Source organism: Micromonospora arida (assembly GCF_042873195.1).
Taxonomy (GTDB): domain Bacteria; phylum Actinomycetota; class Actinomycetes; order Mycobacteriales; family Micromonosporaceae; genus Micromonospora; species Micromonospora arida.
Genome location: NZ_JBIALC010000001.1, coordinates 555,998 through 579,790 on the forward strand (window position 1 = coordinate 555,998; position 23,793 = coordinate 579,790).

Here is a 23,793-nt window from a genome sequence, read left to right on the forward strand (position 1 = left end):
CAGCCGGCTCCGTGCCGGCTCGGTCGGCGCCGGCCAGTGCGGCGTCGATGCGCTGTTCGAGGGCGTCGTGCAGCAGCGGGTGGGGGCCGAGCGGGCGGCCGTAGCGGTAGCTCAGCCCGGGGTGGCGCTGCTGCTCCCGGGCCATGGCGGCGGGGATGTCGCCCTTGCCGTGACCGGCGCCGGTGAGCACCAGCGGCAGCGCCACCAGCGCCCGGTGCCCCTGGGCGACGAGAGCGCCGACGGCGTCGGTCAGCGGTGGGCGGGACAGCTCGATGAAGCCGCCCTCGACGTCGTCGATGTCCCCGCGACCGCGGACCCGCTCGACGAGAGCGGCGAACTGCTCGACCCCGGCCACGCTGCGCGTACCGTGCCCGACGATGACCAACCCGGTCATGACTTCTCCTCGACGTAGAGCAGGGCGTTGAGGGCGGCGGCGGCGACGGCCGAGCCACCCTTCTCCCCCACGTTGGACACGGCGGGCAGGCCGCTGGCCCGCAACGCCGCCTTCGACTCGGCGGCGCCCACGAAGCCGACCGGCAGGCCGACGACGAGCGCCGGTGCGGCGTCCAGGCTGAGCAGTTCGACGAGCGCGGTGGGCGCGCAGCCGACCACCCAGACCGCTCCGGTCCCGACCCGTTCCAGGGCGATCCGGACGGCCGCCGCCGAGCGGGTGATCCCGGCCGAGCGGCCCAGCGCGGCGGCGGCGGGTTCGGCGACCGGGCAGACCAGTTCCAGGCCGGCGCGGGTGATGCCGGCGGCGACCATCGCCACGTCGGTGACCACGGGCGCGCCGGCGCGCAGAGCCGTCAGCCCCGCTTCCAGGGCGGCCTCGTCGCACACGAGGTCGTCGACGTACGCGAGGTCGGCGCTGGCGTGCACGACCCGCTCGGTCACCGCGCGGCTCAGCGGCGGCAGGTGCGACAGGTCGACGCGCTCGCGCAGGATGCGGTACGACTCGGCCTCGATGGGGTGCACCACCCGGCTCATCGGGCTCCTTCAGAAAGGTTGGGCTCGACGACGCGGATCGCGTCGACCGGGCAGATCTCCAGGCACTCCAGGCAGCCTGTGCACCGGTCGGCGCGGACGGTGAGGCCACCGGCGACCGGTCGGATCGCGTGCGTGGGGCAGGTGAGCAGGCAGGCGCCGCAGCCCTGGCAGGCGTGGATCGTCACGAGCGCCACCGGTACCCCCGGGGTGTGACCATCCGGCCGGCGACCAGCCGGGTGTCGCTGCTGCCGACGACCACGACGCTGTACATGTCGACGATGGCCGGGTCGAGCGTGGCGAGGGTCGCGAGGTGCACCTGTTGGCCGGGGCGGCTGGCGTTGCGCACCACGCCCACCGGGGTGTCCGGTGACCGGTGCGCGGCGAGGATGCCGAGCGCCTTGCCGAGCTGCCAGTCGCGGGCCCGGCTGCGCGGGTTGTAGAAGAGGGTCACGAAGTCACCCTCGGCGGCGGCGGTCACCCGCCGTTCGATGACGTCCCACGGGGTGTGCAGATCGGACAGGCTCAGGTAGGCGTGGTCGTGGCCGAGCGGCGCGCCGAGCAGCGCCCCGGCCGCGAGGGCGGCGGTGACACCGGGCACGCCCACCACGTCGATGCGCTCGTCGGCGTACTCCAGGGCGGGGCTGGCCATCGCGTACACCCCGGCGTCGCCGGAGCCGATCAGCGCGACCGCCCGGCCGGCGGCGGCCTCGGCGACGGCGGCGCGCGCCCGCGCCTCCTCCGCGCCCAGCCCGCTGGAGAGCACCCGGGTGCCGGGGCGGAGCACGTCGCGGACCTGCTCCAGGTACTGGTCGAGGCCGACCACCACGGCGGCGCGACGTAGCTCGGCCACCGCGCGGGGGGTGCGCAGGTCGGCGGCGCCCGGCCCGAGGCCGACGACGGCCAGCCGGCCGCGTGGCGCGTGCCGGGCCACCGCCACGGTGGCCATCGCCGTCGCGGTCTTCCCCACCAGCAGCGTCGCGTCGTCGGCCCGGCCGTCCGGGCCGAGCAGGGCCGCGGCCTCCGCCACGCTCGGCGTGCCGACCGCGGCGCGGACCACCTCGCTGGGGTGCGGCACGTCGACCGCCGCCAGCCGCGTCGCCGGCCAGGTCACCAGGGGTACGCCGAGCGCGTCGACGGTGCTGCGGATGCCCGCCTCGTCGGCCTTGATGTCGGCGGTTGCCAGGCAGCGCAGGCTTGCCGGGTCGAGGCCGGCCTCGGCCAGCACCCGGTGCAGCAGCTCCGCCACCTCCGCGGCGGGTACGCCCCGACTCGCGCCCACGCCGACTACCAGCGACGGTGGCCGCAGCACGGCGGTCCGCTCGTCGGGTGGCACGACCCGATCGGTGACCAGCAGCCGGTACCCGTCGTCCGTCGGGTCCTCGTCAGCGGCGCGCACGTTCGGGGGCAGGGCGGGCAGCGGCCAGTCGGCGTCGGCGATCAGCCGGACCGGCTCGCCGTCCAGGATGGCCCGGGACACCGCGGCGACAGCGCCCTGGACGGGCCAGCCGAGGGTGTCCAGCCCTGGCAGGTCGACCGCGTCGGTGGCGGTGGTGATCACCGGTCGGGCGTCCAGCAGGTCGGCGACCTGCTCGGCGAGCGCGTTGCCTCCGCCGGCGTGCCCACCGAGCAGCGCCACGGCGTGCCGGGCCGCTTCGTCGACGACCACCACCGCCGGGTCGGTGCGCTTGTCGTCGAGCAGCGGCGCGACGATGCGCACCACCGCCCCGGTGGCCAGGAACGCGATGACCGCGTCACACCCGGCCCAGGCGGTCCGTAGCGCGTCGGCGACGGTCTGCGCCTCGATCAGCCGGGCGTGCGGCCAGGCGGCGGTCAGGGTGTCGGCGTGCCGGCGGCCGGCGGCGGTGGCCGCCACCAGGCCGATCCGGGCGGGCGGGTTCTGGTCGGTCACGGGCGCTCCCCGGTGAGGACGACCACCGGGTTGGTGGCCGCGAGGCGGATCGACCCGCCGGGCAGGTCGGCGAGGCGGGCGGCGGAGAGCTGGCTGCCCTCGACCGTGTAGCCGGCGGCGCGCAGCAGACCCACGGCCGGTGCGACCCGGTCCAGTGCGGCCAGGGTGAGCACCAGCCGCTCGGGTTGGCGGGCCACCACGGCGGTGAGGACGTCGACGCCGCCACCGCCGACGAAGACCGCGTCGGGTTCGGGGAGGTCGGCCAGCGCCGCCGGGGCACGTCCGGTGACCAGCCGAACGTGCACGGCGTGGACGGCGGCATTGGCCTGGATGGTGGCACCGGCCTCGGAGTCCTGTTCGACGGCGACCACGGCCGCGCCGAGCAGCGCGCACTCGATGCCGACCGAGCCGCTGCCCGCCCCGATGTCCCAGATCAGCCGGCCCAGTCGGGGGCGCAGCCGGGCGACGACGAGGGCGCGCACCTCCGACTTTGTGATCATGGAGTCGCGGTGGGCGTACCGGGTCTCCGGCAGCGCCCAGCCTCCGGTCGGCGCGGCGGCGGGCTGGTTGTCGGCGCGCATGCCGCCGGTCGCGCCCCTGTTGGGAACGGCGTCGGCGGGCCGGGCGTCCGCAGACCCGGCCGGTACGGGGTCGGCGGGCGCAAGGCCGGCCGGTACGGGGTCGGCGAGGCTGAGCAGGACGTGCGGGTCGGCCCAGGTCTCGGCGGCGGCCTGTTCGGGGGTCACCGCGCGGATCCGTTCGGCGGCGGTGCCCAGGTGCTCGGCGACCAGCAGGCGGCGCGACCAGCCGATCAGGCCGGCGCCCAACTCGGCCGCGCCGGCGCCGGGCGCGGTGAGCACCGCGACCAGTGGCAGCGCCCGGCAGGCGTTCACTGCGGCTCGGGGGTCGCGCCCGTGCGCGGTGACCACGGCGGCGCCGTCCCAGGGCAGCCCGGCGCTGGCGAACGCGGCGGCCACACTGGACACCGCCGGCACCACCCGCAGCGGCAGCCCGGCCGCGCGCAGCCGCCGGACGATGCCGAACAGGCCAGGATCGCCGCTGGCCAGCACCACAGCCGGCACCCCGGCGTCGACGGCCGCTGCGAGGCGGCGCAGCGCGGGGGCGAGTGGCCCGAGGGTGATGGTGTCCGCGCCGGCCGGTACGGGCACCGCGGCCAGGTGCCGGGCGGCCCCGACCACCAGCCCGGCGGTGGCCAGCACCGGTGCGAGTGCGGGGTGCGCGGGTGCGCCCGCCGCGTCCAGACCGACCACGGTCACCGGGGCCACCGGCGTCACCGAGGCCATCCGCGTCATCGGGGCCACCGGCCGGACGAGGCGACGACGTGCGCTCCGGCGAAGTCGACCATCGCCACGTCCACTGTGACCGTCGGCCCGGCGAAGCGCCGCAGCACCTGGCGGACCCGCTGGCAGAGCAGGTCGCCGGCCGGGGCGAGCAGCCCCGCGGCCTCCCACAACTCGTACGCGTGCCGCCCGGTGTTCGCCTCGGTCACGGCGGCGACGAGCGACGGGTCGCCTCCGGCCTCGGCGGTCACCGCGCCGAGCAGGGAGAGGTCCACCTTCGAGCGGGTGTAGTGGGTCATCAGGATGCCGGCCGCGAGTTTGGCCAGCTTGCCGGCCATACCGACGAACACCACACCGGTCATCGCGTCACCCACGGCGGCGGTCACCGCGGCCCCGGTGAAGTCGCCGACCTCGACGAAGCACACCTCGGGAAGGTCCGGCAGGAGCGCGCGGGCGGCCCGCTCGGTACGCCCACCGGTGCAGAGCACCACTGTCGGCTCGCCCTGGGCGGCCATCACGTGCACGGCCTGCACGACGCTGGCGCGCCACGACGCGGTGGAGAAGGGACGGACGATCCCGGTGGTGCCGAGGATCGAGATGCCGCCGAGGATGCCGAGCCGACGGTTGGTGGTCTTGCGGGCCATGATCTCGCCCCGGGGCACGCTGATCACCACCCGGACCCCGACCTCGCCGAGGTCGACGACCTCGGCCACCGCCTCGCCGATCATCCGGCGGGGGGTGTCGTTGATCGCCGGGCCGCCGACCGCGAGCCCGAGGCCGGGTTTGGTGACCGTGCCGACGCCGGCACCACCGGCCAGCCGCAGGCCGGGTACGTCGGTCCAGTTCACGGTGGCGGTCAGCTCGGCGCCGTGGGTGACGTCCGGGTCGTCCCCGGCGTCCTTGACCACCACCGCTTCGGCCCGGACCGGTGGGGTGCCGGTCACCTCGCAGCGCTCCACCGGGAAGCGCACCCGACGTCCGGCGGGCAGCCCGATCTCCACCTCCTGCTGGGTGGTGCCGGTGACGAGCGCGGTGACCGCGGCCTTCGCCGCCGCCGTCGCGCACGCGCCGGTGGTCCAGCCGGTGCGCAGCGCGGTGGGCCGGACCTTCGCGGTACGCGGCAGGTCCGGCTCGCGCAGCGGTGGCTCCGCGTACGTCATGGTGTGTGCCCCGGTGTGGCTGTCCCCCCGGTGCGGGCCCCGGCCTGACGGCGAAGCTCGGCGCGGGCGGCCGGCTCGGCCCGGCGGAAGGTGTGGAAGTGCCCGGGGTGGTAGAGGTGCGAGCGGGTGCCCTCGGCGGCGAGGGCCGGGCCGACCAGGAACAGGGTGTGCTTCCACAGCTTGTGCTGCTTGACCGTCGCCTCCAGGGTGCCGACCGTGCAGCGCACCACCAGTTCGTCGGGCCAGGTCGCCTGGTACGCCACCACGGCCGGGGTGTCGTCGGGGTAGCCGCCGGCCAGCAGCTCGGCCTGCACCTGCCCGGAGCGGGCGGCGGAGAGGAACAGCGCCATCGTGGTGCCGTGCCGGGCAAAGTCCCGGACCCGCTCGCCGGGCGGCATCGGGGTCTTGCCGCCTTCGAGGCGGGTGAGGATGACCGACTGGGCCACCTCGGGCACGGTCAGCTCCCGTCCGATGATCGCCGCGACGGCGGTGAACGAGGACACCCCGGGCACGATCTCGACGGCCAGGTCGAGTGCCCGGCACAGGTCCAGTTGCTCCTGCACCGCGCCCCACAGCGCCGGGTCTCCGGAGTGGATCCGGGCCACTCTCAGCCCCTGCTCGGCGGCACGCCGGTAGAGCGGCAGCACACCCTCGATGGGCAGCTGCGACGAGTCGACGATCTCCGCGCCGCGTCGGGCGTGGTCGAGCACGTCGGCGTGCACCAGGCTGGCCGCCCAGATCACGATGTCCGCCTCGGCGATGACCCGGGCGGCCCGCAGGGTCAGCAGGTCCGCCGCCCCCGGGCCGGCTCCGACGAACCACACGGTGCCGTCGCTGGTCACAGCTTTCCTCCTCGGTGCTCGCGGCGGGCCGGAACCAGCAGCGTCGACAGGTACGGCAGGTCGTGCTCGGTGTCGTCGACCGGCCCGATGCGTTCACCGGGGAGCCCCAGGCTGCGTCCGAGCACGGCGTCGGCGAGGCGGCCCTGCCGGCGCAGCTCGGCGAGCAGTTCCGGGTGCCGCCGCCAGCCCTTGTAGGCGACCACGGTGCCCGGCCCGGCGAGGGCCTCGGCGAAGAGCGCCAGGCCCGCGGTGGCCGGCAGCAGGGTGAGTGGTTCGCGTCCCTCGCAGAGCGGGGTGCCGCTGCGCGCCGCCAACTCCTGCATGGCGGTGACGCCGGGCACTGTCGCCACGCGCACCGCCGGGCGCAGCGCGCGGACGCTCTGGGCCAGGTAACCGAAGGTGGAGTAGACGTTGGGGTCGCCGATGGTGGCGAACGCGAGGGACCGTGCGCCCGCGTCGATCGCCTCGACCACCACCCGGGCGGCGTCGTCCCAGGCGGCTGCCCGGCGCGCGGTGACCCCACCCCGGTCGTCCAACGCGAACGGCAGCCGGCGCAGCCGCTCCGCCGGCACGTACTCCCGGACGGTCACCTCGGCCCGCCCGGGGTCCGCGTCCGGCGGCGTCGCAGCGGCGGGCGCGGTGGGCGCGACCCGGTCCGCCATCACGGGTACGAAGACCAGGTCGGCCCCGCGCAGCAGCCGCACCGCCTTGACGGTGAGCAGTTCGGGGTCGCCCGGGCCGACGCCGACCCCGGTGAGCGTGGCGCTCATCGGGCCGCCTCGACGAGCCGGCGGGCCGCGTCCGGGTGACCGGCCCAGTGGGTGTGCAGGTAGGAGGCGTGCACGCGGCCGGCCACGAAGCCGTGCTCGGCGTCGTTCCAGCGCCACGCCGGCGCGTCGCCGTGCCCCGGGTCGGTGGTGGTGCGGTGGAACTCGTGGCCGCGTACCGGCTCACCGGCGCGCGCCACCGGGGAGTCGGTGACGGCGAGGGCCTCCCGGTAGCCGAGGGTGAGCCGGTCGGTCATCCGGGCGGTCAGGTCCAGCCGGCCGCACATCGGTACGCCGTCCAGGGACCGCCCGAGGTAGAGCAGTCCTGCGCACTCGGCCACGATCGGCCCGTCGAAGTCGGCCAGTTCGGCGCGGAGCGTGGTGTTGTCGGCCAGCGTCTGGGCGTACGCCTCGGGGAAGCCGCCGCCGATCACCAGCGCCCGGGTGCCGGTGGGCAGCGTCGGGTCGCGCAGCGGGTCGACGGTGACGACGTCCGCGCCGGCCGCGGTGAGCAGTTCGGCGGTCTCCGCGTACGAGAAGGTGAAGGCCGGACCACCGGCGAGGGCGACCCGTGGCCGCTCGACGCCGGCCGGCCCACCGACGGCGGCGACCGGGTCCCACGCCGGGGTGGTCAGCGGCGGGGCGCTCCGGGCCAGGTCGAGCACGGCGTCGAGGTCCACTGTGGCCTCGACCAGCTCGGCGAGCGCGGTGACGATCGCGACGGATTCGGGTGCCCGCTCGGCGACCGGCACCAGTCCGAGGTGCCGGGCCGGCGCGGCCACTTCGGCGGCGCGGGTCACCGCCCCGAGCACCGGTACGCCTACCTCGGCGAGGGCGTCGCGCAGCAGCGTCTCATGTCGGGGTGAGCCGACCCGGTTGAGGATCACCCCGCCGATCCGTACCGCCGGATCGAACGCGGCCATGCCGAGGGTGAGCGCGGCGGCCGACCGGCCCTGCGCGGTGGTGTCCAGCACCAGCAGCACGGGTGCCTCGATCAGCCGGGCGACGTGCGCGGTGGAGGCGTAGTCGCGGCGTCCCACCGCGCCGTCGTGCAGGCCCATGACGCCCTCGACCACGGCGATGTCGGCGGGCGTGGGGACGCTCGCGCCGTGTCGGAGCAGGGGGGCGATCCGGTCGGCCCCGACCAGGAACGGGTCGAGGTTGCGCCCGGGCCGCCCGGCGGCGAGGGCGTGGTAGCCGGGGTCGATGTAGTCGGGGCCGACCTTGTGCGGGCTGACCGTCAGGCCCCGTCGGCGCAGCGCGGCGAGCAGCCCGGTGGCCACCGTCGTCTTGCCGTGGCCGCTGGCGGGGGCGGCGACCACCACCCGGGGCAACGACCTGTTCGCGCTCACCACTCGATGCCCTTCTGGCCCTTCTGGCCGGCGTCCATCGGGTGCTTGACCTTGGTCAGCTCGGCGACCAGGTCGGCAGCGGCGACCAGGCGCGGGTCGGCGTCCCGACCGGTGATCACGACGTGTTGGAAGCCGGGGCGGTCGGCCAGGGTGGCGACCACCTCGTCGACGTCCACCCAACCCCATTTCATCGGGTAGGTGAACTCGTCCAGCACGTACAGTCCGTAGCGCTCGGCGGCCAGGTCACGCTGGATCTGCCGCCAGCCCTCCAGGGCGTCGGCGGCGTGGTCGGCGTCGCCGCCGCGCTGGATCCAGGACCAGCCCTCGCCCATCTTGTGCCAGGCCACCGGCGCGCCCTGGCCGGTGCGCTCGTGCACCTCGCCGAGCGCCCGGAAGGCGTTCTCCTCCCCGACCCGCCACTTGGCGCTCTTGACGAACTGGAACACCCCGACCGGCAGACCAGCCGTCCAGGCCCGCAACGCCAGCCCGAAGGCCGCCGTCGACTTCCCCTTCATCTGTCCGGTGTGGACGATCAGCAGTGGCCGGTGCCGCCGCTGCCGGGTCGTCAACCCGTCAGCGGGCACCGAACTCGGCTGTCCCTGCGGCATCAGCCCGTCCCCCGTCCCGCGGGCACTCCCGCGATCTTGCAGTTCCTGTTGGTCATATGCGTACTTCGCCCCCTATGCCGCGACAGGAAGTGCAAGATCGCGGGGGTGGGTGAGGGCTTCGAGGGGGGTTCGGGGAGCCTTCAGCTGGGTGGCCAGGCGGGCGGCCAGGTGCAGGCGGACCGGGCCCGTCTCGCAGTCGACGACCACGCACGGGGCGCCGGTGGCGGCCAGGACCGCCCCCGCCGCTGCCGCCCGGTCCAGCGGGCGGGTGCCCGCCGTGGCCCTCCCGTCGGTGACGATGAGGACCAGCGGACGGCGCTTCGGGTCGCGCAGGCGCTCCACCCGTAACAGATCCGCGGCGGCGAGCAGCCCCTCGGCCAGCGGCGTACGCCCGCCCGTGGGCAGCTCGACCAGCCGGGTCGAGGCGGCCAGCACCGACGAGGTCGCCGGCAGCAGGATCCGGGCACCGGCGCCCCGGAACGCGATCACCGCGACCTTGTCCCGCCGCTGGTACGCGTCGGTGAGCAGGGCGAGCACCGCGTCCTTCACTGTGGTCATCCGCTGCCGGGCACCCATCGAGCCGCTCGCGTCCACCACGAACAGCACGAGGTTGCCCTCGCGCCCCTCACGAACCGCCTCGCGCAGGTCGTCCCGGCGCAGTCGCAGCGGACCGGTGACCCGGCCCCGGGCCGCCTGGTGCGGCGCGGCGGCGCGGATCGTGGCCGGCAGGTGCAGCGCGCTCACCCGACCCGCCGGCACCCGGGCGCCGGTGGTGCGGCCCCGCCCGGTGCGCGCCCGCGACCGTCGGCCCGGCACCCCGTCACCCAGCCCGGGCGCGGTGAGCACCCGCGCCTTCAGCCCACCCCGGGGTACGGCCACCGGCTGGGACTCCCCGCCGCCGGTCGGGTCGTCGGAACCGGTCGCCGGTTGCCGGCCACCGCGCGGGCGCGAGTTCTGGCCGTCGTCACCCCGGTCGCCCGGCTGGCGCTGCGGCCAGCCGTCGGTGCCGTCCGGGCCATCGGTGCGCCCGTCGGGGCCAGCGCCGTCACGCGCCGTCGAGCGCCCCGGCCCGGTTTCACCCTGGTCGATGCCGTCGCCGCTGCGGTCGCCGCCCTGCGGGCCGCCGCCACTTGGTCCGCCCCCGTTCGGGCCGCCGCCACCGGCCGGGCCACCGCCACCGGCCGGGCCACCGTCGCCGTCCGGGTCACTGTCGTCCGGGCCGCGGTCGTCGGGGCCGCGGTCGTCGGGGCCGGCGTCGTCCGGGTCGTCGGGGTGGGCGTCCTGGGCGCGCTGCAACGCCTCGTCGAGGCGCTTCTCGTCCAGCCCGGGGGTGTCGAACGGGTCACGGCGGCGGCGGTGCGGCAGGGCCAGCCGGGCGGCCACCCGGACGTCGTCGATGGTGACCCGGTCCCGGCCCTGCCAGGCGGCGTGGGCGAGGGCGGTACGGGCGGTGACGATGTCGGCCCGCATCCCGTCCACGTCGAACGCCGCACACACCTCGGCGATCTGCCGCAACGCGGCGTCCGGCAGTCGTACCCCGGGAAGGCGGCGGCGGGCGGCGGCCACCTGGCCGGCGATCTCCGCGTCGGCGTCGGCCCAGCGGGCGGCGAAGCCGACCGGGTCCGCGTCGGCGGCCAGCCGACGGCGGACCACCTCGACCCGGATCTCCGGGTCCCGGCTGGCGCCCACCTCCACGGTGAGCCCGAACCGGTCGAGCAGCTGCGGGCGCAGCTCCCCCTCCTCCGGGTTCATCGTGCCGACCAGCAGGAACCGGGCGGCGTGGCTGACCGACACGCCCTCCCGCTCGACGTGGCTGCGGCCCATCGCCGCCGCGTCGAGCAGCAGGTCGACGAGGTGGTCGTGCAGCAGGTTGACCTCGTCGACGTAGAGCACGCCCCGGTGCGCGGCGGCGAGCAGGCCCGGCTCGAAGGCGCGTACCCCCTCGCCGATCGCCTTCTCCAGGTCCAGCGCGCCGACCACCCGGTCCTCGGCGGCGCCCACCGGCAGCTCGACGAGGCGGGCCGGACGGGTCTCGGCGGCGGCGTCGGCCGGGTGCGGGCCGTCCGGGCAGGCCGGGTCGGGCTCGACCGGGTCACAGCCGAACCGGCAGCCGGCCACCCGCCGCACCGGGGGCAGCAGCACGGCGAGAGCCCGCACGGCGGTGGACTTGGCGGTCCCCTTCTCACCCCGGACCAGCACCCCGCCGATCGCCGGGGAGACCGCGTTGAGCAGCAACGCCAGCCGCATGTCGGCCATGCCGAGCACCGCGCTGAACGGGTAAATGACGCTCACTGGGCCTTCTTTCGTTCGCGACTGCGGGGCTCGCAAAACCGGCTCACTCCTCGTGCTCACTGCGCTTCCTCCGCTCGCGACTGCGGGGCTCGCAAAACCGGCTCACTCCTCGCGCTCACTGCGCTTCCTCCGCTCGCGACTGCGGGGCTCGCAAAACCGGCTCACTCCTCGCGCTCACACCCGGTCCTCCAGGTCGCCCTCGCTGGCCAGATAGGTGTCGCGCAGCCGGTCGAGGGTGGCCGGCTCCGGCTTGGCCCACAGCCCCCGGTCGGCGGCCTCCAACAGCCGCTCGGTGATGCCGCGCAACGCCCACGGGTTGGACTGCTCCAGGAACTCCCGGGTGGTGTCGTCGAAGAGGTACGCGGCGGCCAGGTGCTCGTACATCCAGTCGTCGACCACACCGGCGGTGGCGTCGTAGCCGAACAGGTAGTCCACTGTGGCCGCCAGCTCGAACGCGCCCTTGTAGCCGTGCCGGCGCATCGCGGCAATCCACTTCGGGTTGACCACCCGGGCCCGGAACACCCGCCGGGTCTCCTCGCCCAGCGTTCGGGTACGCACGTCGTGCGGCATCGCCGAGTCACCCACGTACGCCTGCGGTGACGTGCCGGTGAGGTGGCGGACCATCGCCACCATCCCGCCGTGGTACTGGAAGTAGTCGTCGGAGTCGACGATGTCGTGCTCACGGGTGTCCTGGTTCTTCACCGCCACCGCGATCCGGGCGAACGAGCGCTCCATGTCGGCGCGCGCCTCCCGCCCGTCCAGGCCCCGGCCGTACGCGTAGCCGCCCCACACCGCGTACACCTCGGCCAGGTCGGCGTCGCTGCGCCAGGTCCGGGCGTCGATCAGGGGCAGCAGCCCAGCGCCGTACGCGCCGGGCTTGGAGCCGAAGATCCGGGCGGTGGCCCGCCGCTCGTCGCCGTGCTCGGCGAGGTCGGCGGCGACGTGCGCCCGCAGGTAGTTCTCCTCGTCCGGCTCGTCCAGGGCGGCGACCCGCCGGACGGCGTCGTCGAGCAGCGCCACCACGTGCGGAAACGCGTCGCGGAAGAACCCGGAGATGCGCACTGTGACGTCGACGCGCGGGCGGCCCAGCTCGGCGGTCGGCACCACCTCGATGCCGGTCACCCGTCGGGACCTGTCGTCCCAGGCCGGGCGGCAGCCCAGCAGCGCGAGCACCTCGGCGATGTCGTCGCCCTGGGTCCGCATCGCGCTGGTGCCCCACACGGTCAACCCCACCGAGCGGGGGTACGCCCCGGTGTCGGCGAGGTGCCGGGCCAGCAGCGAGTCGGCGAGGGCCACCCCGACGTCCCAGGCGTTGCGGCTGGGGATGGCCTTCGGGTCGACGGAGTAGAAGTTGCGGCCGGTGGGCAGCACGTTGACCAGGCCGCGGGTGGGTGAGCCGGACGGGCCGGGCGGCACGAACCTGCCGTCCAACGCCCCGAGGGTGTTGGTCAGTTCGTCGGTGGTCCGGTCCAGTCGGGGCACCAGCTCGGTGGCGGCGAAGTGCAGCACCGCGGCGACGTCCGGGATCGACCGACCGGTCACCTCCGTCACCACGGCGTCGACCGTGTCCACGGCCCATTCCAGGGTTTCCATGCCGACGACCAGCCGCCGCGCGAGGGCCTCGATGAGGTCGATCGCGTCGGCGGCGGTGCCGGCCGGCCCGTCCACCACGTCGGTCAGCGCCGCGGGCAGTGCCAGTCGCTGTCCCGGCGACGCGAGCAGCTCCTGCTCGTCGAGGGAGTACGCGGCAGCGAGCGCCTGCCGTAGGCCGGGCAGGGCCCGGGCGCCGCCCCAGATCTGCGGGGCGCGCAGCACCGCGAGGACCAGGTTGACCCGGGGCTCGCCGGTGGGCGCGTCGGCGAGGATGTGCAGCCCGTCGCGGATCTGCACGTCCTTGACCTCGCACAGGTACCCGTCGAGGTGCAGCACGAAGTCGTCGAAGTCGTCCGCGTCGGGCATCGCCTCGGCGTGCAGGTCGTGGTGCAGCTCGGCGGCGCGCACCAGGTCCCAGATCTGGGCCCGTACGGTGGGCACCTTGGCCGGGTCGAGGGCCTGCACTGTCGCGTACTCGTCGAGCAGTTGTTCCAGTTTGGCCAGGTCGCCGTAGGTCTCGGCGCGGGCCATCGGCGGGACCAGGTGGTCGACGACCACGGCGTGTGCCCGCCGCTTGGCCTGGGTGCCCTCTCCGGGGTCGTTGACGATGAACGGGTACACCAGCGGCAGGTCGCCGAGGACCGCGTCGGGGGCGCAGTCGGCGGCCAGGCCGAGGCCCTTGCCGGGCAGCCACTCCAGGGTGCCGTGCTTACCCAGGTGCACCACGGCGTCCGCGCCGAAGCCGCCGTCCGCGGCCGGCGCGGTCAACCAGCGGTACGCGGCCAGGTAGTGGTGACTCGGCGGCAGGTCCGGGTCGTGGTAGATGGCGATCGGGTTCTCCCCGAAGCCGCGGGGTGGCTGGATCAGCAGCGCCACGTTGCCGAAGCGCAGCCCGGCGAGCACGATGTCGCCGCCGTCGGTGTACAGCTCGCCCGGCGGCTCACCCCAGTGCTCCCGCATCCGCTCGCGCAGCTCGGCCGGGACCTGGTCGAACCAGCGCCGGTACGTCGGCCCCGGTATCCGGGCCTCGGCGGCGGCCAGTTGCCCCGGGGTGAGCCACTCCACGTCGTGACCACCGGCGGCGATCAGCGCGTGGATCAGCGCGTCGCCGTCGTCGGGCGGTGGCGCGTCACCCAGGTAGTAGCCGGCCTCGGCCAGCGCGGCGAACAGCCGGACCGCCGAGGCCGGGGTGTCCAACCCGACGGCGTTGCCGACCCGGGAGTGCTTGGTGGGGTACGAGCTGAGCACCACGGCGACCCGCTTGTCGGCGTGCGGCACGTACCGCAGCCGGGCGTGGCGCACCGCGATCCCGGCGACCCGGGCGGCCCGCTCGGGATCGGCGGCGTAGACCGAGAGCCCGTCCGCGTCGATCTGCTTGAACGAGAACGGCACTGTGACGATCCGGCCGTCGAACTCGGGGATGGCCACCTGCATCGCGGCGTCCAGTGGGGACAACCCGGCGTCGCTGCCGGCCCACTGCTCCCGAGTGCTGGTCAGGCAGAGCGCCTGGATGATCGGCACGTCCAGGGCGGCCAGCACGCCCACGTCCCAGGCGTCCTCGTCGCCGCCACCGGAGGCGTCCGCGGCGACCGCACCGCCGGCCGCGAGCACCGTGACCAGCAGCGCGTCACAGCGGGCGAAGAGCCCGAGTGGGCCGGCGCCCGCGGTCAGCCCGCGCAGCGAGCCGCAGAAGATCGGCAGCGGGTTGCCGCCGGCCTGGTGGACCGCGTCCGCGAGCACGTCGACGAATCCGGTGTTGCCGGCGAGGGCGTGCGCCCGGTAGAAGACGATTCCCACTGTGGGCCGATCCGGGTCGGCGGGGTGTTCGCCGTGCACGCCGTACGCCGGGGTGGGCGCGGGTGCGGCGAACCCCTCGCCGGTGAGCAGCACCGTGTCGGAGAGGAACCGGGCCAGCTGCGCCAGGTTGTCCGGTCCGCCCTCGACCAGGTACGCCAGCGCCTGGGTGACGACCCCGGACGGCACTGTGGAGATCGCCATCAGCTCCGCGTCGGGCAGCGCCTCACCCCCGAGCACGATCGTCGGCACGCCGGTGGCGAGCACGGCGGCGAGGCCGTCCGGCCACGCCTGCCGACCGCCGAGCAGGCGTACGACGGCGAGGGCGGCCCCGTCGAGCAGGGCGGGCACCTCGTCGGCGGCAACTCGGGCGGGGTTGGCCAACCGGTAGTCGGCACCGCTGGCGCGGGCGGCCAGCAGATCGGTGTCGGCGGTGGAGAGCAGCAGGATGCGCACGGCAGGCTCCGGAGAGTGACGCCCTGGGCCCTCACGGGGGCGACCGGGACGATGCGGGTGGGTACGGCGTCAGCCGGTACGACGGCCCGAGCGAACGGCGCACCGACGCATGGGTCGGGGACGGTCAGCGCCGGGCGATCAGCTCAGCGGTGCCGGTGGCCGGTGTCCTTGGAATGCACTGCCTGGAGCGCAATACGACGATAATCGTCGATGAATGAGACGCCGTGCGTCATCGGGTCCTCCTCGGGTGTCCACGCCCTGGGGTACGTCCCGACGGCCGAAGTATCCTGGCTTCCGGATCGACGCTCTCCCCCGGCCTTCCAACCGCAGACACACGGCCGTGACTCACGAGGGGGGATCGCTCCCCGGTGACAGTGGCGGGACCGCGTCGGATTCGCACCGACTTCCTTCACTGCCGTCAGGCCGCGAATGCTGCCACACCGCCGCGCCGCCGGTCAACGCCGGTCCGGCCCCGCCAGGCGGACGGCACTCATCGAGCTTCAGCGATTGCTGCGAGCGCGACTCCGCACAGCGCAATGCCCCAGATCAATGCCGGACGTCCTTTGCTCTGCTTACCTATAGGCGCCAGTGACGCTCCGTGCCCGGTGCATATAGGTAAGCAGAGCAAAGGGGGGTAGCACCTACCCTGGCCTGCGCCGATCGTCTGAGGGGACGGTGGCATGCGACACCCTCGCCTAGGATCGGCGAACGCCACACCAGTGTCCGTGATCAATCTCGGAGGTCGATCACCTTGGTCGCCCCGCAGTTCCACCACCTGGCCGGCCGGGTCTGGCTCTGCCCGGGCGATCCCGACCCGGAGGCGGTCCAGGCCGGCGTCGCCGTCGTCGCCGACGAACGCGGCAGTGTGATGATCGACGCCGGGCAGAGCCCCGCGCACGCCCGCGAGATCCAGGCCGCGCTGGCCGCCGCCGGGCTACCGGAGCCGCGCTGGCTGGTCTACACCCACCATCACTGGGACCACGTGTGGGGCGCCTGCGCCTGGCCCGGGGTGGAGATCGTCGGGCACGAGACGGCCGTGTCGCTGCTGCGCGCCGAGGCCGCCCGGCCGTGGAGCCACCGCTACCTGCACGAGCAGGTACGCGCCGATCCCCGCCTGCGCCCGAGCTTTCAAGCCCGCGCACGCGCGATGGCGTCCTGGGAAGACTTCGCCATCCTGCCGCCGACCCGGACCTTCGCCGACGTGGACGAGCTGCCGGTCGGAGTTCGGCTACGCCACGTCGGCGGCGGGCACGCACCGGATTCGGCAGTGGTGCTGGTGCCCGACTCGGGAGTGATGCTGCTGGGCGACTGCTTCTACCCGCCGCCGGCGCACCTGCGTCGGCCGGAGGACGACCTGGACCTCGGCCTGGTCCGGCGACTGCTCGACGACACCTACCAGTGGTACGTCTCCAGCCACGCCGAGCCGATGACGGTCGAGCAGGCCCGCTCAGCCGTCGAGGGCGCCTGATCCAGGCGGCAACGCCCCCGCAACGTTCTCCACGAACCCGCGCCGGCCCAGCCGCACTGAGCTGGCCTCAGCGGGCGTGGCGTTCCGGGTGGGCCCGGCTCCAGGTCCGCATCCGTTCCGGGTAACCGGTACGCGCCGCCTCGTACAGCGGCACCGCGTGCTTGCGGGCGATGGCCCCGGCCGCACGGGGTGTTCCGGTACGGCGGCGGATCCACTCGCCGTCGTGGGCGATCGCCACCACTGTGGTGTCCGTCGCGGTGGTCTCCGGTTCCAGGTAGAACTCCACCCCGCGCCGGGTGGCCACGAACGCCTCCAGCGCCGCGAGGTCGTCGCGGGTCGCTTCCCGGTCCAGCTTCGTCGGGGTCGCCTCGGCACCCCGTGATCGGCGGTTGAACCAGCTCATGCCCGCCCCTCTCCTCGACGTCCCTCCAGTGCAGCACCGATTGCTGGCAATACGCTGCACGCCGGATGGGAGAGAGCTGACCTACGCCGGGAGATCCGGGTGGAACCCGCGGCGGGTGGGCGGTGTCATGAGTGTGATCCGAACGGAGGCTCCCCTGGACGACGAGGCGCTCGTCACCCGCGCTCGGGCAGGCGACCTGGAGGCGTACAACCTCCTGGTGGCCCGGCACACCGCGTCCGCGTACCGGACCGCGGTGCTGCTCGGCGCGGGCTCGGACTCCGAGGACGTCATCCAGGAGGCGTTTGTGAAGGCGTACCGGAAGCTGTCCCGTTACCGGGGTGACGCGTCCTTCCGGTCGTGGCTGCTCGCGATCGTCGCCAACGAGACCCGCAACCTGCACCGCTCCCGTGGCCGGCGCGACGGGCTCGTCCTGCGGGCAGCGGCAGCGGACCCGACGTCCGAGATCGCCGAGGACGACGCGGTCGGCGGGGTCCTCGCCGGGGAGCGCCGGGCGTCGTTGGTGCATGCCCTGCGACAACTGCCGGTACGGGACCGCGAGGTGATCGTCTGCCGGTTCTTCCTCGATCTCACCGAGGAAGAGACGGTGGCGGCTCTGGGCTGGCCCCGGGGCACTGTGAAGTCGCGTACGTCCCGGGCGCTGGCGAAACTTCGCGGGCTGCTCGACCGTGAGGAGGTCCGGCATGGGTGACCTCGAACGGGAACTGCGCGACCTGTCCGCCTGGCTGGACACCCCCGATCCGCCCGACGTGACAGCCCGCGTCCGCGTACGACTCGGCACGCCCGCGCCCCGGCGGCGCCGGTGGCGGTCGCTCGCCGCGGTGGCGCTCGTCGCCCTGCTGGTGGCGCTGTTGCCGCCGACGCGGGCCGCGATCGCCGACGTCGTCACGGGGCTGCTGCGCTTCGCCGGGGTCAGCATCGCCACCTCACCCGCCCCGACGCCGCCCGGCGGCACCGCGTCGCCGTTGCCCGGGCAGCGGACCGTCGCCCTGGACGAGGCCCAACGGTCGTTGCGGTTTCCGATCCGCCTGCCGGCGATGCTGGGCACGCCCGAGCAGGTGCTGGTCGCCGACCCGGACGCCACCGGCCGGTTCCGGGTGGCGACGCTGCTCTACGACGGGGGCGCGCTGCGCGTCGACGCGTTCGACGGTCACCTCGACCTGGCCTTCCACAAGGAGGTCACCCCGCCGGGCGCGAACTGGGTCCAGGTCAACGGCGACTTCGCCGTCTGGGTCGACGGTCCACACGTCCTGTCCTACGTGGACCGGGCAGGCGGGATCCGCCGGGAGACCGCCCGACTTGCCGGCTCGACCCTGATCTGGCAGGACAACGACGTGAGTTACCGGCTTGAGGGCACCCTCACCAAGGCCGAGGCGATCGAGATCGCGCGTTCACTGCACTAGTGCCGCGTCTGTGAACGTGGCCGCGGCACAGTCAGTGAGGCAACTCGGCCGGGAACTCCTCGACCCCCAGCACGCGCAGCAGCTCAAGCTTCTCCCGGGCCTCGGCGTCGGCCGGGGTCAGCACCAGCAGTTGCTGGCCGAGGTCCGGGGTGACCAGGGTTTCGCAGTCCATCGTGATGCGGCCCACGCGCGGGTGCATGAACGTCTTGCGGTCGGCCCGGCGCACCGCCACCTCGTGCTCGGCCCACAGCCGCCGGAAGTCGTCGCTCGCAGCCCGCAACCGTTCGATCAGGCCGGTCACGGCCGGGTCGCCGGCCCGCCGGCCGGCCACCGCGCGCAGGTCGGCGACCTGCTGGCGGGCGTGCCGTTGCCATTCCTCGGGGCCGTGGAGGTCGCGGATGACCGGATCGGTGAAGTAGCGGTAGGCGACGTAGCGGCGGTCGCCGGTCAGCCCGGTGTGGTCGCCCGTGAGCAGCATCGACATGCGGTTCTGCGCCAGGACCTCGCCGAGGTCGGACAGGACCATGGCGGGGGTGTCGCCCACCAGGTCGAGCAGGCGGACCAGGCCGGCCCGGGCCAGGCGGGCGATGCCGTCGGCGGGCCGCGGCTGGTGGCCGGCCAGGTGGAACAGGTGGCTTCGCTCGTCGTCGGTCAGGCGCAGGGCCCGGGCCAGGGCACCGAGCAGCTGGGTCGACGGCTGGCTGCTACGGCCCTGCTCAAGGCGGACGACGTAGTCGACGGACATGCCGGCGAGCATGGCGACCTCCTCGCGGCGCAGGCCGGCGGTGCGGCGGCGGGGCCCGTCGGCGATGCCGACCTCGGCGGGGCGGATGGCCTCGCGCCGGCGCCGCAGGAAGTCGGCGAGCTGCTCACGCTGCATGCCTCCATGCTGCCCCAGGGACCGGGCACCGAGCCAGGGAGCGGCGCTCCCACGATATGCGCTCCGCTGCCGGCGGGCGGGAAAGCGGCGCAGGCTGGAGCCGAGATCAACCGATGAGGGAGAGTTTCGATGCAGACACGCAGTCTGGGCAACAAGGGGCCGAAGGTTTCCGCGGTGGGGCTGGGGGCGATGAGTATGTCGGGCGCGTACGGCCCGGCCGATCGCGAGGAGAGCATCGCCACCGTACGGGCCGCGCTGGACGCGGGGGTCACGCTGGTCGACACCGGTGACTTCTATGGCATGGGGCACAACGAGCTGCTGCTGTCGGAGGCGTTGCGGGGACGCGACCGGGACAGCTATCTGCTGAGTGTGAAGTTCGGGCAGCAGGTGGGGCCGGGCATGCGGTTCGCCGGTCAAGACTCCCGCCCGGCTTCGGTGCGGAACTTCCTGAGCTACTCGCTGACCCGGCTCGGCGTCGACTACGTGGACATCTACCGGCCGGCCCGGCTCGACCGGTCGGTGCCGATCGAGGACACGATCGGCGCGATCAAGGAGATGATCGACGCCGGTTATGTGCGGTATATGGGGCTCTCCGAGGTTGACGCGGAGACCATCCGGCGGGCGCACGCCGTACATCCGGTTGCTGATCTTCAGATTGAATATTCGCTGCTGTCGCGGGCGGTCGAGGCCGACGTGCTGCCCACGCTGCGGGAACTGGGCATCGGGCTGACCGCGTACGGGGTGCTGAGCCGTGGCCTGCTCTCGGGGAACTGGGTGCCGGGGCGGGCGGACGATCCGCGTAACCACAGTCCCCGCTTCTCCGCCGAGAACGCGTCGCACAACCTCGCCCTGGTGGAGGCATTGCGCCGGGCCGCGAACGCGAAGGGGTGCACGGTGGCGCAGTTGGCGATCGCGTGGGTGGCGGCGCAGGACCCGTCCATCGTTCCGCTGGTCGGTGCGCGCACCCGGCAGCGGCTGGCCGAGGCGTTGCCGGCCCTGGACGTGAAGCTGTCGGCCGATGATCTCGAAGAGATCGAGGCGGCCGTGCCGAAGGGTGCCGCGCGCGGTGACCGTTACCCGGCGGCGTTCATGTCGAGCCTCGGCGTCGGTAACTAGTGCCTCGTCATGCGGCCTTGAACGGGTAGTCCAAGACGAGGCACCAGGAACCCAGCGGGGCCGAGCGGTGTCGGAAAGATGCGACGAGTGGTCGGTGGGTACCGGAAGGGGCGAGATGGTTTCCTGGGGCAGGTTGATGCTGGCATCCTCGGTGGTCCTGCTGGCGGGGTGCACCACCACGACCAGCGGCGCGGCGCCGACGGCGGGTGCGGCCACCTCGGCGAGCACCGCGACCGCCTGCGCGACGCGGGTGGAGACGGGCTCCCTGCCCGACTGGGCGGACGCCGGTTTCAGCGGGGACGCGCGGGTGCCGCACGTCTTCGGCGCGAAGGGTGACATCGTGGCGGTGCTGTTCGCCCACCCGCTGCGGCAGGTCCGCGAAGACGGGTCGAACAACAAGATCCTGTGGGTGGCCCGCGCCGCCACGACCTCCCCCGACCCCACCGCGCCGGCGACCCTGGTGATCACCGCGAGGCTGGACGGCACCGACACCCGGGTGATCCGGGAGGTCCCCGGCGGCCCCGGTCCGTCGATCATCGACCTGCCCCAGGCCGGTTGCTGGCGCCTCGACCTGCGCTGGTCCGGGCACACCGACACGATGGACCTGGTTTACGCCCCCTGAGCTACACCGGTCGGCGCGGTGCCTGGGGCCGTGCGGAACCGGCGACGTCCCGGCCCGTCCTTGCCGCCACCGCCGCTTAGGGTGTGGTCGTGCCGATCACCTTTCAGCTTCCTGCGGGTCGGGCCACGGCGCTGACGTTCGCGGTGTCGCCGATGGTGGAGTTGGCCTGGGCGTGGCACGTGCTGGTCGGCACCGAGCACCACCCGGAGCGCGCGAAGTGGGCGGAGCGGGTCCTCGGTGAGCTGCCAGACGACCTGGCCGCGGAGCTGAGCGCATGGTCGTTCGCGGTTCGAGCGGTCCGCGCGACCGTGTTCGCGGATCCAACGCTGCCGCCGGCTCTCAATTGGGTCCAAGCGGTGACGGCGCTCCGGAGCATGCCTCCCGCGCAGTTCGCCGCTGCGATGCTTCGGCCGCTGCTGCGGGTGGGCGGGCGATCCGCCGACGTGGCCGACCACCGCGTGGGTGCCGAATTGATGGCGTTGTCGCGGGCGCGGGGAGCGGGGGCGACGCGGGCGGTGCGGCTGCTCCTGGAGAAGCCCGCCGCCGCGCAGGCCGCGGTGGTCGACATTCTGGAGGGCTGCTGGTCGGCCTTCTTCGCGGCCGAGTGGCGCCGGATCGAGCCCGCGCTGACTGGTGAGGTTCAGGCGCGATCGCGAATGGGTGCGCGCGGCGGCCCCCGGGCCGCGTTGTCTGGCTTGTCTCCTGCGGTGGCCATCGCTGAAGACGGCCGCGTCAGCATCGACAAGGTGCAGAGCAAGTCGTTGGCGGTGTCCGACCGTGGGCTGGTGCTGATCCCCACCGTCTTCGGCACCCCACACGTGTACGTCGCCGATGAGGCGGGCCGTCCGGTGGTGGTGCATTACCCGTTTCCACCGCCGGAGCGTGCGGCCGACCGGCGACTGACCCTGCGGCGGCTCGACGTGCTCGCTCATCCGGCGCGTCTGGAGGTGTGCCGCGCGATCGCGGTCGAGCCCAGGTCAGCGCGGGAGATCGCCCGGCTCTGGCAGCTCGATGAGACCGCGGTGACCAAGCACCTGTCCGCCCTGCGCCTCGCTGGACTGGTTCGCGCGGAGCGGGCTGGGCACTTTGTCCGCTACTCGCTGGAGGCGTCCGCCATCCAGACGATAGGCGCCGACCTGCTCGACGTGCTCCGTCGCTGATTCCCTGCCGAAGACGTGCAGGCATTGGCCACCGGCCGACGGTGCTCCCTACCGTGGCGGCCATGGTGACGCTCGACGAGACGATGCGGCGGTTGGCCGCCGACCGGGACCGGTTCCAGGTGGTCCGGGGCGCGCATGCGGCAACCCACCTGGGTGAGCTGGCGGCGGCATGACGCCGCTGTACGTGGCAGCGGACATCCACGGTCACCGGTCCGAACTCCGCGAGTCACTTCACGAGGCCGGGCTCGTCGACCGCACGGGGCACTGGTCCGGGGGTGGCGCGCGGTTGTGGCTGCTCGGCGACTACGTCGATCGGGGCCCGGACGGTATCGGCGTCATCGACGACATCCAGCGGCTCGCCGTCGCCGCAACTGCGGCGGGCGGCCACGTCGGGGCGTTGTTGGGTAACCACGAGGCGCAGTTGCTCGCCGCGCACCGGTTCGGCTCCATGCCCGTCGCCGGCTGGGACGAGCCCGGCGGGTTTCGCGGTGGCTGGGCGCGGTTCGGCGGACGTGAGACGGACCTGCACCAACTGACGCCACAGCATGTCGAGTGGATGACGCGGCTGCCCGCGGTCACGGTCGTCGACGGGTTCCTGCTCGTGCACTCGGACACCGCCCGGTACCTGGAACTGGGATCCGGCGTGACCACCGTGAACGCGGCAGTCACCACGGCTCTCGGCTCCAGCGACCCCGCTGCGTGGCTGGACTTCTGTGGCCGGCTGAGCGATCGGGGTGCCTTTCGTGACGCCGAGCAGGCGAACCCCGACGATCCGGTATCGCTGATGCTGCGCACACTCGGAGGCAGCGTGCTCGTCCACGGCCACAGCACCCTCACCAAGCACTTCGGCGTCGCACCGCAGGATGTCACAGCCGCGCTGCGGTACGCCGACGACAGAGTCATCGCCATCGACGGCGGCGTCTACGAGGGCGGCCGGATCCTGCTCACTCGACTCCGCTGACCCTGGCTAGGCTGCCTGGCGTGCTGGAGGACGAGCGGGTGACGGCGGCCCGAAACAACGCCGAATGGTGCGACATCGTCTGCGGCAGCCACGGGCTGGCCGGCCGTACCGACGCCGACGCCTGGTCGGTCCCCCACCGTTCGCCACAGTGGTACCCGGACGCGGTCACCCTGCGGCCGGGCGTCGACGCCGAGGCCCTGCTGACCCGGATCGACGCGGGGCCCGGCGCGTCGGTGAAGGACAGCTTCGCCGACCTCGACCTGTCCGGGTACGGGTTCCGGGTGCTCTTCGACGCCCAGTGGATCCACCGGCCACCGTCGGCACCGCCTGTCGACACACCGCTGGCCCCGGTCACCACACCCAACGATCTGACGGCCTGGGCGGCAGCCCACGGCGGTGGGGAGCTGTTCCGCCCCGCGCTCCTGGCCCACCCCCGGGTACGGTTTCTCGCCCGTTACGACGACCGGGGTGTGATCATCGGTGGGGCGGTGCTCAACGGCGACGGCCCGTACGGCGTCTCCAACCTGTTCACCCGCACCGACAACTCCCGGGACATCTGGCGCGCGGTGTGCGCCACAGTGCCCAACGCGCCGCTGGTCGGCTACGAGACCACCCCGGACCTGACGCCGGCGCTCTCCGCCGGCTTCACCACCACCGGCCCTCTCCGCATCTGGCTGCACCCCTAACGCTCCGGCCACTGG

The 23,793-nt window shown here is 74.1% G+C and carries 21 protein-coding genes, 1 pseudogene and 1 riboswitch; of the genes and pseudogenes, 8 read left to right on the forward strand and 14 right to left on the reverse strand.

Features of this window, described 5'->3' with window-relative positions; all coding sequences use genetic code 11:
- Positions 1-22: 22 nt before the first annotated feature.
- The 12 genes and pseudogenes from ACFYP0_RS02785 to cobN form a co-directional block, all read right to left on the reverse strand.
- Positions 23-394, reverse strand: a pseudogene (locus ACFYP0_RS02785) (sirohydrochlorin chelatase); the annotation flags it as partial.
- Positions 391-987: a precorrin-8X methylmutase gene (locus ACFYP0_RS02790; RefSeq protein ID WP_355493597.1), complete on the reverse strand. Its 597-nt coding sequence runs from the start codon at positions 985-987 to the stop codon at positions 391-393. The pseudogene ACFYP0_RS02785 and the gene ACFYP0_RS02790, both read right to left, overlap by 4 nt.
- Positions 984-1,181, reverse strand: coding sequence for a 4Fe-4S binding protein (locus tag ACFYP0_RS02795; RefSeq protein ID WP_355493598.1), 198 nt, complete (start codon positions 1,179-1,181; stop codon positions 984-986). Before ACFYP0_RS02795 ends, ACFYP0_RS02790 begins: the two co-directional genes overlap by 4 nt.
- Positions 1,169-2,896: a precorrin-3B C(17)-methyltransferase gene (gene cobJ, locus ACFYP0_RS02800; protein WP_355493599.1), complete on the reverse strand. Its 1,728-nt coding sequence runs from the start codon at positions 2,894-2,896 to the stop codon at positions 1,169-1,171. The genes ACFYP0_RS02795 and cobJ overlap by 13 nt, the downstream gene beginning before the upstream one ends.
- Positions 2,893-4,209: a precorrin-6y C5,15-methyltransferase (decarboxylating) subunit CbiE gene (cbiE, locus tag ACFYP0_RS02805; RefSeq protein WP_356977684.1), complete on the reverse strand. Its 1,317-nt coding sequence runs from the start codon at positions 4,207-4,209 to the stop codon at positions 2,893-2,895. Before cbiE ends, cobJ begins: the two co-directional genes overlap by 4 nt.
- On the reverse strand, positions 4,206-5,357 hold the full coding sequence (locus ACFYP0_RS02810; RefSeq protein ID WP_356977682.1) for a cobalt-precorrin-5B (C(1))-methyltransferase: 1,152 nt from the start codon (positions 5,355-5,357) through the stop codon (positions 4,206-4,208). The genes cbiE and ACFYP0_RS02810 overlap by 4 nt, the downstream gene beginning before the upstream one ends.
- Entirely contained in the window at positions 5,354-6,199 is an 846-nt protein-coding gene (gene cobM / locus ACFYP0_RS02815) for a precorrin-4 C(11)-methyltransferase (RefSeq protein ID WP_356977680.1), read from the reverse strand. Before cobM ends, ACFYP0_RS02810 begins: the two co-directional genes overlap by 4 nt.
- Complete coding sequence (cobI, locus tag ACFYP0_RS02820) at positions 6,196-6,969, reverse strand: precorrin-2 C(20)-methyltransferase (protein WP_356977678.1); 774 nt, start codon at positions 6,967-6,969, stop codon at positions 6,196-6,198. Before cobI ends, cobM begins: the two co-directional genes overlap by 4 nt.
- The gene (locus ACFYP0_RS02825; protein ID WP_356977676.1) at positions 6,966-8,321 is read right to left on the reverse strand and encodes a cobyrinate a,c-diamide synthase; all 1,356 of its coding nucleotides are present in this window, start codon (positions 8,319-8,321) and stop codon (positions 6,966-6,968) included. Before ACFYP0_RS02825 ends, cobI begins: the two co-directional genes overlap by 4 nt.
- Positions 8,315-8,926, reverse strand: a complete 612-nt coding sequence (cobO, locus tag ACFYP0_RS02830) for a cob(I)yrinic acid a,c-diamide adenosyltransferase (protein ID WP_112673096.1) — start codon at positions 8,924-8,926, stop codon at positions 8,315-8,317. Before cobO ends, ACFYP0_RS02825 begins: the two co-directional genes overlap by 7 nt.
- 72 nt (positions 8,927-8,998) lie before the next feature.
- Positions 8,999-11,278, reverse strand: a complete 2,280-nt coding sequence (locus ACFYP0_RS02835) for a magnesium chelatase subunit D family protein (protein WP_356977674.1) — start codon at positions 11,276-11,278, stop codon at positions 8,999-9,001.
- Between the two features lie 114 nt (positions 11,279-11,392).
- Positions 11,393-15,061, reverse strand: a complete 3,669-nt coding sequence (gene cobN, locus ACFYP0_RS02840; protein WP_356977672.1) for a cobaltochelatase subunit CobN — start codon at positions 15,059-15,061, stop codon at positions 11,393-11,395.
- Between the two features lie 258 nt (positions 15,062-15,319).
- Positions 15,320-15,496, reverse strand: a riboswitch (cobalamin riboswitch).
- A 316-nt stretch (positions 15,497-15,812) separates the two neighbouring features.
- Between cobN and ACFYP0_RS02845 the strand changes: the two genes are divergently transcribed.
- Complete coding sequence (locus tag ACFYP0_RS02845) at positions 15,813-16,529, forward strand: MBL fold metallo-hydrolase (protein ID WP_356977670.1); 717 nt, start codon at positions 15,813-15,815, stop codon at positions 16,527-16,529.
- 67 nt (positions 16,530-16,596) lie between these two features.
- On the opposite strand, the gene ACFYP0_RS02850 is transcribed toward ACFYP0_RS02845, so the two are convergent.
- The gene (locus ACFYP0_RS02850; RefSeq protein WP_112588084.1) at positions 16,597-16,932 is read right to left on the reverse strand and encodes a hypothetical protein; all 336 of its coding nucleotides are present in this window, start codon (positions 16,930-16,932) and stop codon (positions 16,597-16,599) included.
- Between the two features lie 127 nt (positions 16,933-17,059).
- Between ACFYP0_RS02850 and ACFYP0_RS02855 the strand changes: the two genes are divergently transcribed.
- Positions 17,060-17,641 carry an RNA polymerase sigma factor gene (locus ACFYP0_RS02855; RefSeq protein WP_356977668.1) on the forward strand — a complete coding sequence of 194 codons (582 nt, stop codon included), beginning with the start codon at positions 17,060-17,062 and terminating at the stop codon, positions 17,639-17,641.
- A complete protein-coding gene (locus tag ACFYP0_RS02860) occupies positions 17,634-18,353 on the forward strand; it encodes a hypothetical protein (RefSeq protein WP_356977666.1) in 720 nt (239 codons plus the stop codon). The genes ACFYP0_RS02855 and ACFYP0_RS02860 overlap by 8 nt, the downstream gene beginning before the upstream one ends.
- 31 nt (positions 18,354-18,384) lie before the next feature.
- Here the strand turns inward: ACFYP0_RS02860 and ACFYP0_RS02865 are convergent, their stop codons facing one another.
- The gene (locus ACFYP0_RS02865; protein ID WP_356977664.1) at positions 18,385-19,233 is read right to left on the reverse strand and encodes a helix-turn-helix transcriptional regulator; all 849 of its coding nucleotides are present in this window, start codon (positions 19,231-19,233) and stop codon (positions 18,385-18,387) included.
- A 129-nt stretch (positions 19,234-19,362) separates the two neighbouring features.
- Between ACFYP0_RS02865 and ACFYP0_RS02870 the strand changes: the two genes are divergently transcribed.
- The 5 genes from ACFYP0_RS02870 to ACFYP0_RS02890 all read left to right on the forward strand — a co-directional run bounded on the left by ACFYP0_RS02870 (position 19,363) and on the right by ACFYP0_RS02890 (position 23,778).
- On the forward strand, positions 19,363-20,349 hold the full coding sequence (locus ACFYP0_RS02870; protein WP_356977662.1) for an aldo/keto reductase: 987 nt from the start codon (positions 19,363-19,365) through the stop codon (positions 20,347-20,349).
- A 94-nt stretch (positions 20,350-20,443) separates the two neighbouring features.
- On the forward strand, positions 20,444-20,971 hold the full coding sequence (locus ACFYP0_RS02875) for a hypothetical protein (protein ID WP_356977660.1): 528 nt from the start codon (positions 20,444-20,446) through the stop codon (positions 20,969-20,971).
- 89 nt (positions 20,972-21,060) lie between these two features.
- On the forward strand, positions 21,061-22,131 hold the full coding sequence (locus ACFYP0_RS02880; protein WP_356977658.1) for an ArsR/SmtB family transcription factor: 1,071 nt from the start codon (positions 21,061-21,063) through the stop codon (positions 22,129-22,131).
- A 169-nt stretch (positions 22,132-22,300) separates the two neighbouring features.
- Positions 22,301-23,092, forward strand: a complete 792-nt coding sequence (locus ACFYP0_RS02885; protein WP_356977656.1) for a metallophosphoesterase — start codon at positions 22,301-22,303, stop codon at positions 23,090-23,092.
- Positions 23,093-23,112: 20 nt separating this feature from the next.
- Entirely contained in the window at positions 23,113-23,778 is a 666-nt protein-coding gene (locus ACFYP0_RS02890) for a hypothetical protein (RefSeq protein WP_356977654.1), read from the forward strand.
- Positions 23,779-23,793: the final 15 nt, after the last annotated feature.

Bases quoted from the DNA above. Each gene is read 5' to 3' on its own strand.
- ACFYP0_RS02870 (WP_356977662.1), top strand. From the start codon at position 19,363: ATGCAGACACGCAGTCTGGGCAACAAGGGGCCGAAGGTTTCCGCGGTG.
- ACFYP0_RS02885 (WP_356977656.1), top strand. From the start codon at position 22,301: ATGACGCCGCTGTACGTGGCAGCGGACATCCACGGTCACCGGTCCGAA.
- cobO (WP_112673096.1), bottom strand. From the start codon at position 8,926: ATGCCGCAGGGACAGCCGAGTTCGGTGCCCGCTGACGGGTTGACGACC.
- cobI (WP_356977678.1), bottom strand. From the start codon at position 6,969: ATGAGCGCCACGCTCACCGGGGTCGGCGTCGGCCCGGGCGACCCCGAA.
- ACFYP0_RS02855 (WP_356977668.1), top strand. From the start codon at position 17,060: ATGAGTGTGATCCGAACGGAGGCTCCCCTGGACGACGAGGCGCTCGTC.
- ACFYP0_RS02850 (WP_112588084.1), bottom strand. From the start codon at position 16,932: ATGAGCTGGTTCAACCGCCGATCACGGGGTGCCGAGGCGACCCCGACG.
- ACFYP0_RS02860 (WP_356977666.1), top strand. From the start codon at position 17,634: ATGGGTGACCTCGAACGGGAACTGCGCGACCTGTCCGCCTGGCTGGAC.
- ACFYP0_RS02790 (WP_355493597.1), bottom strand. From the start codon at position 987: ATGAGCCGGGTGGTGCACCCCATCGAGGCCGAGTCGTACCGCATCCTG.
- cbiE (WP_356977684.1), bottom strand. From the start codon at position 4,209: ATGACGCGGATGGCCTCGGTGACGCCGGTGGCCCCGGTGACCGTGGTC.
- ACFYP0_RS02810 (WP_356977682.1), bottom strand. From the start codon at position 5,357: ATGACGTACGCGGAGCCACCGCTGCGCGAGCCGGACCTGCCGCGTACC.
- ACFYP0_RS02865 (WP_356977664.1), bottom strand. From the start codon at position 19,233: ATGCAGCGTGAGCAGCTCGCCGACTTCCTGCGGCGCCGGCGCGAGGCC.